The 10,786-nt window shown below is 37.7% G+C and carries 10 protein-coding genes; 8 read left to right on the forward strand and 2 right to left on the reverse strand.

All coding sequences use genetic code 11. From position 1 onward, the window contains the following. The 4 genes from ACTHJT_RS04935 to pgeF all read left to right on the forward strand — a co-directional run. The coding region (locus ACTHJT_RS04935; protein WP_440236771.1) for a peptide-methionine (S)-S-oxide reductase at positions 1 to 260 on the forward strand (260 nt) is incomplete at its 5' end. Positions 261 to 306: 46 nt separating this feature from the next. Beyond that, positions 307 to 1,143, forward strand: coding sequence for a DUF4412 domain-containing protein (locus tag ACTHJT_RS04940; protein ID WP_440236773.1), 837 nt, complete (start codon positions 307 to 309; stop codon positions 1,141 to 1,143). Between the two features lie 45 nt (positions 1,144 to 1,188). Continuing rightward, positions 1,189 to 2,058 (forward strand): DUF4412 domain-containing protein, encoded by an 870-nt coding sequence (locus ACTHJT_RS04945; RefSeq protein ID WP_440236775.1) that lies wholly within the window; start codon positions 1,189 to 1,191, stop codon positions 2,056 to 2,058. A gap of 6 nt (positions 2,059 to 2,064) precedes the next feature. Then, positions 2,065 to 2,835, forward strand: coding sequence for a peptidoglycan editing factor PgeF (gene pgeF / locus ACTHJT_RS04950; protein WP_440236777.1), 771 nt, complete (start codon positions 2,065 to 2,067; stop codon positions 2,833 to 2,835). On the opposite strand, the gene ACTHJT_RS04955 is transcribed toward pgeF, so the two are convergent. Together ACTHJT_RS04955 and ACTHJT_RS04960 are read right to left on the reverse strand one after the other, a co-directional pair. Beyond that, entirely contained in the window at positions 2,836 to 4,443 is a 1,608-nt protein-coding gene (locus ACTHJT_RS04955) for a 7TM diverse intracellular signaling domain-containing protein (RefSeq protein ID WP_440236786.1), read from the reverse strand. 6 nt (positions 4,444 to 4,449) lie between these two features. Beyond that, a complete protein-coding gene (locus ACTHJT_RS04960) occupies positions 4,450 to 4,749 on the reverse strand; it encodes a hypothetical protein (protein ID WP_440236778.1) in 300 nt (99 codons plus the stop codon). A gap of 167 nt (positions 4,750 to 4,916) precedes the next feature. Here ACTHJT_RS04960 and ACTHJT_RS04965 point away from each other — a divergent pair, with 167 nt between their 5' ends. From ACTHJT_RS04965 to ACTHJT_RS04980, 4 genes are all read left to right on the forward strand, one after another. Further along, positions 4,917 to 7,490 carry a glycoside hydrolase family 9 protein gene (locus ACTHJT_RS04965; protein ID WP_440236780.1) on the forward strand — a complete coding sequence of 858 codons (2,574 nt, stop codon included), beginning with the start codon at positions 4,917 to 4,919 and terminating at the stop codon, positions 7,488 to 7,490. A gap of 232 nt (positions 7,491 to 7,722) precedes the next feature. Beyond that, entirely contained in the window at positions 7,723 to 9,096 is a 1,374-nt protein-coding gene (locus tag ACTHJT_RS04970; RefSeq protein WP_440236781.1) for a sugar MFS transporter, read from the forward strand. A gap of 38 nt (positions 9,097 to 9,134) precedes the next feature. Further along, complete coding sequence (locus ACTHJT_RS04975) at positions 9,135 to 9,698, forward strand: C40 family peptidase (protein WP_440236783.1); 564 nt, start codon at positions 9,135 to 9,137, stop codon at positions 9,696 to 9,698. 131 nt (positions 9,699 to 9,829) lie between these two features. Next, positions 9,830 to 10,786 (forward strand): DEAD/DEAH box helicase (locus ACTHJT_RS04980; protein WP_440236784.1); only part of this gene is annotated, 957 nt, incomplete at its 3' end.

Here is a 10,786-nt window from a genome sequence, read left to right on the forward strand (position 1 = left end):
GAACACAATACCGATCTGTTATTTTTTATCACAATGAACAACAGAAAAAGGAAGCTGAATTTTATAAACATAAATTAGATTCTGAAAAAGTATTCGCAAACCCGATCGTTACTGAAATTACAGCTTTTGATAAATTTTATCCGGCAGAAGATTATCATCAGAACTACTATAATGAACATGGTGCACAGCCTTATTGCATGTACATCATCAGACCAAAGCTTGAAAAATTCAAGAAAGTTTTTGCTGACAAATTAAAATAGATTTCTAACAAACTTGTACCTTTAATTTAACTCTAACATAAAAACTATGAAAGCACTTTTATCTATTACAGTTTTTTTAATGACCATTTGTTTTTCCTTTTCGCAGACAGCTTTTGAAGGAACCATAAAATGGAGTATGGCCATGACTACTGCTGCAGGCAAGAGCCCGGCGGGGACGCAGTTATCTGAAAAAGAAAAAGCCGACCTCAATAAAAATATTGCTGAAATGGAAAAGCAAATGAATGATCCTCAAATGAAGGCTATGTTCGAAAGCAATCCTCAAATGAAAGAAACACTTGAAAAACAGCTTGAAGTAATGAAAGCGATGCAAGGAGAGGGCGGTGTAAATAATTTATTGCCTAAATCCTATACAATCAAAGTAAAAGACGGGAGCTCATTAACTACAGTTGATGGAGGAATAACAGCTTCTCTGGGTGATATTTTATATCAAAAATCCACTGATAAAACATACTATATAAAAAGAGATTCCAAAACGTATTCTGTAGCACCCAAGACACCCGCTAAAACAAACGACAGCAGCGTTGTTACTGTTACAGCAACAACAGAAACAAAAAAAATTCTGACATACAATTGTACAAAGTATGTAGTAACCATTACTCAAAAAGGGCAGAAGCAAGTTATGAATCTATGGGCAACAAAAGATTTAAAACAATACGATGTAAAGTCATTTCAGATTTCATATGCCGGTACACATTCTTTTTCAGAAGCATTCAAAAAAATCAACGGAGTTGTTTTAGGAATGGAAATGACTCATGAAGGACAGACAATGAAGATGGAAGTAATAGAATTAAAAGCCGGAACTTTGCCAGCTTCAGACTTTGTGATTCCTGCAGGTTTTAAAGAAGTTCCTTACACGCATTAATAGATCTCTATTCTTGAATTTAAACATTTCGTGTTTACACTTTTTATGAAATACCTGTACCTGCTTTCTTTTTTATTTGCCGTTACATCAGTTGTAAGTGCCCAGACAAAACCTTTTGAAGGTACCATGACCTGGACATGTACAACTGATGTAATAGATTCAAAGGAAGTCGAAAAATACCAGAAGCAGATTATTCGCGAAGATAATTCTGAGATCAATCAGTCTATTGCAGAGCTGGAACAACAGTTAAACGATCCGGAAATGCAGTATTTATTGCTGGAAAATCCAACAGTGAAAAGCAACATGCAAAAAAGATTGAATGATTTAAAGGCCACACAAGCAGCCAATCTTGAAAGTGAAAACAATGCCAAAAATATATTCCCAACCTCGCTGGTTATTTACCTGAAGAATAATAACTCTTATACCAAGATCGAAGGGGGCAGCCTGGCTAAACTTACCGGAAATATGCTGTATCTGGATTCCACCGAAACTACTTATTTTATTAAAGATGATATTAAAACCTATGCCGTATTAAGCGATTCGACTAATATGAATAGGTATGATTCTATTATAAGCATTACCAAAACGACCGATTCTGTTGTAATTTTAAAAAGACCCTGCGTTAAATACATTCTTGTTACCAAAGAGGATTCAGAGATCAATACAAGTTATATCTGGATCACAAAATCTATCCCTTCTATGAATGACGCCAGTTTCAGATCTATTGGCTTTGTTGACGGGAATCTGCATCACGAAGCATTTGTTCAGTTCGAAGGTGGGATTCCTTTAAAAATAGTAATCTTTGAAAAAGGGTTTCAACTGTCCATGGAAGTGAGTGATATTTCTCCATCCCTGTTAGCAGATTCACTTTTTACTATTCCTGCAAAATATAAACACGCTGTCTGGGGATATTGATCCATTATGCAAGCCATCATAAGCAATAATCAGGAGCATTATCAATTTGAGCATATCAACAAAATTGATTCTGTATCACATTTAGTAACAGGTAAAAACCCGTCAATAAAGAGGGGTTTCATTGACGGATTGAATTATGGTTTGCATGTACCCGACAATGCCGAAGTTGTGCTCCAAAACAGACGGGAATTATTGCTACATTTTAATTTACCTGGTGCAGCAGGTGTTATACCAGAACAAACTCACAGCTGCAACATTGCAATCGTTACGCATGAAAACGCTGATCAGGTATTTAAAGACACCGATGCTTTAATCACCAATCAGAAAAATATAATCATTGGAGTGCTTTCTGCAGATTGCGTACCTGTTTTATTGGTTGATCCGGTAAAGTACGTTGTTGCTAGTATTCATGCCGGATGGAGGGGAACCGTAGCAGAGATCGGTGCTAAAACACTTTTTAAAATGAATCAAATTTTCGGTAGTCAATCGCAGGATATTATTGCCTGTATAGGTCCATCCATTTCTCAGAAAAATTATGAAGTAGGAAATGAAGTTGCCAGACAATTCCGCACTGGCAGCCAAAGGAAGATTGATGATCATAAAACCTGTATTGATCTCTGGAAAGAAAACAAAGATCAATTAACAGATGCAGGTGTTCTTACAAAGAACATTGAAATTGCCGGATTCTGTACCTTTGCAGAAACTGATAAATTTTATTCAGCAAGAAGAGAAACGATTAATACCGGAAGAATGGGAAGTTTTATTGCCATAAAATAATTACTTACCCAGCAAGTCATCCCATTTTACTGTAGCTCCTTTTGATTTCGTTTTCAACTGCTCGTACGCGGCCTGAATTTTTTTCCTGAAAGCCCACACCGTATTTTTGTTTAGGCTCAGCAGGTCTGACAATTCTTCCAGCGTTTTTGATTTACCCAAACGGATCGTATCGTACACAATATAAAATGCTTTATCCATAGGAATGCGTATTCCATGGAAAAGTGTTTCGGCAGTAACACTTTCTACGTGTTTGCAGGAAGTGCATTTCCGTGTAAAAGGAGAGGTGTGCGTGATGAAACGATCATGTCCGCATTTCTTACAGATGAAACCATCGTGCCATTTTATATTCTCGAGGTAACGCAAACACGTAGCTTCATCAGGGAATAATTCCTTGAATTTTTCAGTACTCAGTTCTTCGTCCGATAAACGTGCCTTAACCTCTTCCTGTACCTGCTTTTTCAGTTGCCAGTTGTCGACGTCAAGTTTAATGTTCATTTGATTCAGATCTTCAACCAACTTGGAAAGGTTTGAATTGAAGACACTGAGTTCGTCTGTTTTGTTCTGCAAATCCAATGTACGGGCAGCAACTTTAGATTCTAATTGCGTATTTACGGTTTCCAGTATACGTTCTTTCTCCTTAAGTTCCACAATAAGAGCTGTTTTCAACTGTTCATTCTCTGTTAACTGAATAATTGAGCGTTGCTGAAACAATTCACGTTCATGTCTTTCAATACGAATACGATCGCCTAAGGCGAGTGATAAAATTACTACTTCAATTACAAATCCGAAGTTAAAGCTATAAACAGTAAACAAAGTAACAGGTACAAGATCCAGTGTTCTCAAAACAAATATGAAGAAGCTGATCAGGATCATTGTGTACCCAAGAATGAAAAACCGTGCGGACTTTTCCCCTTTAAAATAGATAAAGTAGGAGGTTATGTAAATTAAAATAAATGGAATCAGATATAGAAATGGATAATAGTTCTGAGTTTTAAAGATCAATCGTTCGATAAAAAAGACAATCACATAAACTACGTAAAACAGAATAATCAGATAACTGATCTTCTTGGCATGAATACTCATTTTCAAAAAAGAAAAAGAGTACAGCATGAAAGCACTTAAGAGAAATAGAGGCGCGGCCATCATGATCAGCTGATTGAGGGCAGGAGAGTCTGGCCAGAGGTATTGAAAACCTAACCCATCTTCAGAAAAGGAGTTGAATGCACAACCGATTGTATATAATACATAAAACAAATAAACCCGTTCACGAATATTGAAGAAAATGAACAGGTTATATATGGCCATGATCAATAATATTCCATAAAAAAGTCCGAGCATTATGTATTCCCTTAGTGCATAAAAAGAGGAAAAACTTTCTTCCCTTACTGTTAACGCCAGACTGGAATAATTTTTCGAATTCAGCAATGCATAGAACGTCGTGACAGAATCCTTAGGTAAAAACGTCTTGAACACATAGTTTTTATGCTGAAATTCTTTATTCTTAAATGGCAGATCATAACCCACCATTTTTAATGTATCGTATTTTCCTGAAGAATTTGGCCCGAAGAAAATCAAGTTTGAAATATGTGGATCCAGAAACTCGACTATCGATCTTTATTCATAATCGGTATTTTTTAATCTGAATCGTACCCAATAATTAACATTTACCGGTGGTTTATAATAAATATCCTGGGAAACTTCTTTAAAGAAAGAATCGTATTTACCTGAAATTACTGCAGCATGATCGGCCACCCCAACACGATCTACAAAATAATCGAGCTGATTTGCTCTTAATACAAGGTTCTCCTGTGCCCCTAAAGTAACAGATTCCTGCGCGGCTAAATCTATGTTTATTGATAAAAAAACATAAATAAAGCTAAAAAAATAAAATGTGGTATTAAAATAGTATTTCACTCTTTGAACCATATCAAAAGTATTGATATTCAGTATTTATATGTGGTAACAAATTACGAAAAGAACAAAACAAAATCCAAGAAAACGGTCGCTATTTTTAACAAAAGTACTCAAAATCAGAACACCTTTTACCTAAAACAGGTATTATTGTTTAAATGTTAAAAAATATGAGAAAAATAAGCCTTTTAATAACAGCTTTCTTTATCCTGACCTTGCAAAGCATTGCTCAAACCGGTGCAGGTGATGATTTTGAATCATATAACAGTACTAATCCTTTAAGCCCGACTTGGACGAGTACTAGTCAATATTCACTATCCATCTATAAATCAGGAAATAACAACCAATTATTAGTTAATTGCAATAAAGCTGGAGTTAATTATGGAGGCTTTCCATATTCTTTTTCAAGTATTGATGTTACAGATAAGCCATATCTCTCAATTAAAGTAAAATCCGGAACGAGTTTTACCTTGCGGATAGATATGATAGATGCAGCAGGAAGAAGTACAAATCAGTTACCTATAACTCAAACTGTAAAAGCTGACAATCTGAATTATTATGATTATTTTTTCGATTTTTCAGGACGTTTTTATCAACAATATGGCACTAATAATGGTGTTGTAAATTCTGCCCAGATCACAAAGATACTAATTACTGTAAATCCGGCAGCTCCAGGAACACCTGGTTATACAGGATCATTTATGATAGATAGTGTTATGATTGGTTCACGGGTAAATACTGCCGATATTCCTGTTGGTTCACAAGGTATCAAAATCAATCAAGTAGGTTTTTTTAAAGATGGATATAAACGAGCTGTTGTGAGTGGCGCTTCCACTACAACTCCTAAATTTTATATTGTTAAAGATGATCTTTCAGATACTTTATGGGAGGGCAACTTACAACCAAGCCAGACTTGGGCATATTCAGGTGAATCTGTCAGAATTGCAGACTTTTCGGGATTTAATATTCCAGGAAAATATAAAATGCGGGTATCAGGAATTACTACACCATCTTATACATTTACAATCAGTGAAACAATTCTAAATGGGCTCTCAAAAGGAAGTATAAGAGGTTTTTATTATCAGAGAGCATCAACGGCTATTCCGGCAACCTATGGTGGAATCTGGGCCAGAGCGGCTGGTCATCCGGATAAAACTGTTTACATTCACCCTTCAGCTGCTTCACCAGGTAGACCGGCAGGAAGTGTTATAAGTTCACCAAAAGGCTGGTACGACGCAGGAGATTATAATAAATACATTGTTAACTCTGGTATTTCCACTTATACCTTACTTGCATGTTACGAACATTTTCCTACTTATTATGATACTTTAAAACTCAACATTCCGGAAAGCAATAATAATTTGCCGGATGTACTGGATGAAGCATTGTGGAATCTTCGGTGGATGCTAACGATGCAGGATGCTGATGGAGGTGTATACCACAAACTTACAAATGAAGATTTTGATCAAACTGTAATGCCTGCAGACGCAACAAACAAGCGTTACGTAGTAAAAAAATGTACTCCGGCAACCCTTGATTTTGCTGCTGTTATGGCTCAGGCTTCCAGAATTTTCATTAATTACAATTCTGAATTACCCGGCTTTGCAGATTCCTGCATCAAAGCTTCTGTAAAAGCTTATGAATGGGCAATCTATAATCCTGCCATATATTATAACCAATCAGCATTACCTGAACCTGCAATTAATACAGGTGTATATGGAGATGGAAATGCTTCAGACGAATTCATTTGGGCTGCATCAGAACTATTTACCACCACTTTAAAAAAGTGGTATTACTTAGATAAAGTTGAGCCTAGTCTTCCAAGAAACTGTGACAGACCTGACTGGCCAAATGTTTATACCTTAGGTTTCATTTCAATGTCTCATAACAGGGTAAACATCGTAGACTCGCTTCCGAATGTTTCTGATACAACGATGTTGATGAAAAAGGTGATTTCATATGCAGATAGTTTAATTAAATGGTCTTTATCATCTCCTTATGGAATTGTAATGGGAGGAAAATCAGGAGACTTTGGCTGGGGAAGCAACTCTGTTGCTGCTAATCAGGCGCTGGTATTGATCCAAGCATTTAATTATACAAAAGACAGTACTTATCTGAAGGGAGCACTTTCTAATCTGGATTACTTAATGGGACGAAATGCTACAGGCTATTCATTTGTAACCGGATTCGGATCAAAGCCATCAAACAATATCCACCACAGGCCATCACAGGCGGACGGTATCGCTGCAGCAGTACCGGGCTTGCTTGCAGGCGGACCGAACTCAGGCCAAAATGATAATTGTCCTGGTTATCCTTCTTCCTTACCAGCACTTTCTTATGTTGACAGCGACTGTAGCTATTCAACCAATGAAATTGCTATCAATTGGAATGCTCCGCTGGCATATATTTCAGGAAGTTTACAGAGTATCTTCTCTGGTATTGAACCCGAAGCTAAATCATATGAAGTTTCCGTTGTTACTGCAAATCAAAATGCTGTTCTGAAGAACATAAAAATTAATCTGTATCCAAACCCGACTTCATCAAGTCTGTTTATTGTGAAGCCATTTGACCTGGTTGAAGAGCCTGCTATTATTGACCTGAACGGAAATGAATTCCCGGTAACTGGCAACTGGACTGGCGATACATTTGAAATCAATACATCAAATTTAAAAAATGGTGTATACCTGATTCGTCTCCAGGGTGAAAACGGTGCGGCTGTGCAGAAATTCAATGTCATCAAATAATTGCTACAGTTAAGCACGAAAGATCCGTTAAAAATATTTTTCGTGTTTAACTAATTAACCTATACAGTTAAGCAATTTATTTTTTAATCTGTTGAAGTAAAAAAGACCGATGCGCAAATCGGTCTTTTTTTGTTTATAATGAAAAAAAACAAAGAAACACACCTGCTGTCTTTGTAGTTAGCAAATCCTGCTCTATATTCGAAGATTGTTTGTTTTAAACGAAAGTAATTTTATGGCAGGTGGTTCTTCAACTCATATCTCTTCTCATTCTTCTTTAGATCCGAATGCAAAATACACAGCAGCTATTGCATTGATGGCCACATTATTTTTTGTGATCGGTTTCATTACCGTTTTAAATGATGTGCTTATTCCTATCATGAAAAGTACGTTTGATTTTAAAGACAATGAAAACTGGAAACTCTTATTGATCCAGTTCAGCTTCTTCATGGCTTATGGCTTGCTATCTATTCCGGGAGGTAACCTGATTAAAAAAATCGGCTATAAAAAAGGTACCATTTATGCTTTATTGATTGTAGCGTTTGGTCTGCTGTTGTTTTATCCGGCATCCGAATACGCTTCATACGGATTATTCTTATTGGCATTATTTATTGTCGGCAGCGGGTTTGCCATTCTGCAGGTAGCCATCAACCCATACCTGATTTCTCTGGGCACACCGGAGACTGGCGCTGCTCGCCTGAACCTTGGCGGTGCTCTGAACTCAACTGCTACAGCAGTTGGCCCGATTTTCGGTTCATTCTATCTGCTGAATGAATGTATCATGACAAAAACAGAAACGCTTGCAACGACCCGTAGCCTCTATGTTGCCATAGCTCTATTGATCATTGCTATAACAGCATTCATGTGGTTCATGAAACTTCCTAAGTTGTCTATCGAAAATGAAAAAGATGAAGTACTAACAGGAAGTATTTTTGAATTCAGGCATTTGCTTTTTGGCGCCGGAGCCATCTTCTTTTATGTAGGAGCAGAAGTAGTTATCGGAAGCTTACTGGTTGTATATTTAAAATCAGATACCATGGGAAATATTCCTGAAAAGTTTGCAGCCAGCCTGGTTGCCTATTACTGGGCAGGAGCTATGATCGGCCGTTTCATGGGAAGCAAGGTCACACAAAAAGTTGCAACACACACAGCTCTTGCCTTTGTTGCCATTGTTGCATTTGCATTGATCTTTCTAAGCATGACAGATTTTATGATTCATAATAAAATTACCGTGCCGGTTATTAATATGGGTGAAGATTGTACAACGATGGAGTTTTATTTTAACTTCAAACCGATCATTGTGCCTTTGGCAGCTGTATGTTTATTGCTGATCGGCTTATTCAATTCCATTATGTGGCCAAGTATATTTCCGCTGGGTATTGCCCGCTTAGGAAAATATACCAGCCGTGCTTCCGGATTAATGGTCACCATGGTTGCCGGCGGTGCGCTTGTTACAATACTTCAAGGTATACTGGCAGATCATGTTGGTTACCGATACAGCTTTGCGTTATGCCTGGTATGTTATGCCTATATCATTTTCTTTGCTATAAAAGGTTATAAACCTGTCAAAGCCGCCGATAACGAAACCGGAGAAATTGTTGAAGCCTGATCCAGGTTCGACTTAAACTTCATTGAAAAATTAATTCCATGCATTCATATACCCGCATACCATTTCATCTTTTACTTCTCTTTTGTCTGGTAAGTTTTACGAATCAATCCGTATCGCCACGTTTTCAGCAGGTGATTGACAATACGGCAAACCAGGCAGTCAAAACCCAGTTAGAGCTTTATCAAAAAGGCGGTATTGAAAAAACGGTAAATATTGACAGCTATTCTGTTGAAGGGGTGATCGCCTATGCGAAAACGTTCATCGGAACACCGCATGTAATGGGCGGTACAACAAAAAAGGGGATAGATTGTTCCGGGCTGGTTATGGTTGTACATAAAAAGTTCGGAGTCATACTGCCTCATTCGTCCCATGAACAGGGTAGGTATGGCACCATCGTTCCTTCTAAAGATTCTTTGCAAAAAGGCGACCTGCTGTTTTACTACAGTTCCTATAACAGTGCTAATTTTATCACACATGCCGGCATATACCTGGGCGATGGCACTTTCATACATGCTTCCAATAAAAGCGGAGTTATTATTACCAATACATTTGACAGCTACTGGAAAGAAAAGTACCTCTTTGCCACAAGATTTAAGAATTAATTCTGCGTACTTGCCTACATACAGGCTTCTAAATAGTTATCTTCTTGAGGTTTATCGCTTAAACCCGTTAAAACTGCTGATTATTTGTTATCTTTACTTCCAAATAAGAAGAAACATTTAACATTACATCATTGACATTTAGCGATTTTAATTTTAACGCTGGTTTACTGGATAGCCTAAGCTCCATGGGCTTTAATAAACCAACGCCGATACAGGAGGAATCCATCCCCGTGATTCTGTCCGACAAGGATCTGATGGCCTGCGCACAAACAGGTACCGGTAAGACAGCCGCTTACATGCTGCCTATCCTGCATAAGATCATAGAGTCAAACTCTGATGGTTTGAATACACTTGTACTTGTTCCTACACGAGAGCTTGCTATTCAGATTGATCAGCAAATCGAAGGCTTTTCCTATTTCATCAATGTAAGCTCCATTGCTGTATATGGAGGCGGAGATGGAGCAACATGGGATCAGCAGCGCAAAGCGCTGACTGACGGAGCCAACATTGTCATAGCGACTCCCGGCAGATTGCTGGCACAGCTGCAATCAGGCACTGCAAATTTAAAACAGATCAAGCATCTTGTATTGGACGAAGCAGACCGTATGCTGGACATGGGTTTTTATGATGACATTATTCGTATAATCAATTATCTGCCTGCCGACCGCCAAACAATTATGTTCTCAGCTACCATGCCTGCAAAGATGCGTGCATTGGCAAATAAACTGATGAAAGATCCGGTTCAGGTGAACATTGCCATCTCTAAACCTGCAGAAGGTATTTTGCAGCAGGCATACCTGGTCTACAACGAACAGAAAAATAAATTAATCAAGCACATACTTTCAACCGGAAATTATAATAGCATCATCATCTTCTCTTCTACAAAAGAACATGTAAAAAAACTTGAACGTGATCTTTCCAGTATGGGCTTTAGCCTCAAAGGGTTTCATTCCGATCTGGAACAGGAAGAACGTGAAGAGATCATGCGGGCCTTTAAAAGCCGTCAGTTGCAATTATTAATCGGTACGGATATTCTTTCAAGAGGTATTGATATCGACGGAATTGATCTGGTTATTAATGCAGAAGTT

The organism is Cytophaga sp., from assembly GCF_051961495.1.
Classification (GTDB): domain Bacteria; phylum Bacteroidota; class Bacteroidia; order Cytophagales; family Cytophagaceae; genus Cytophaga.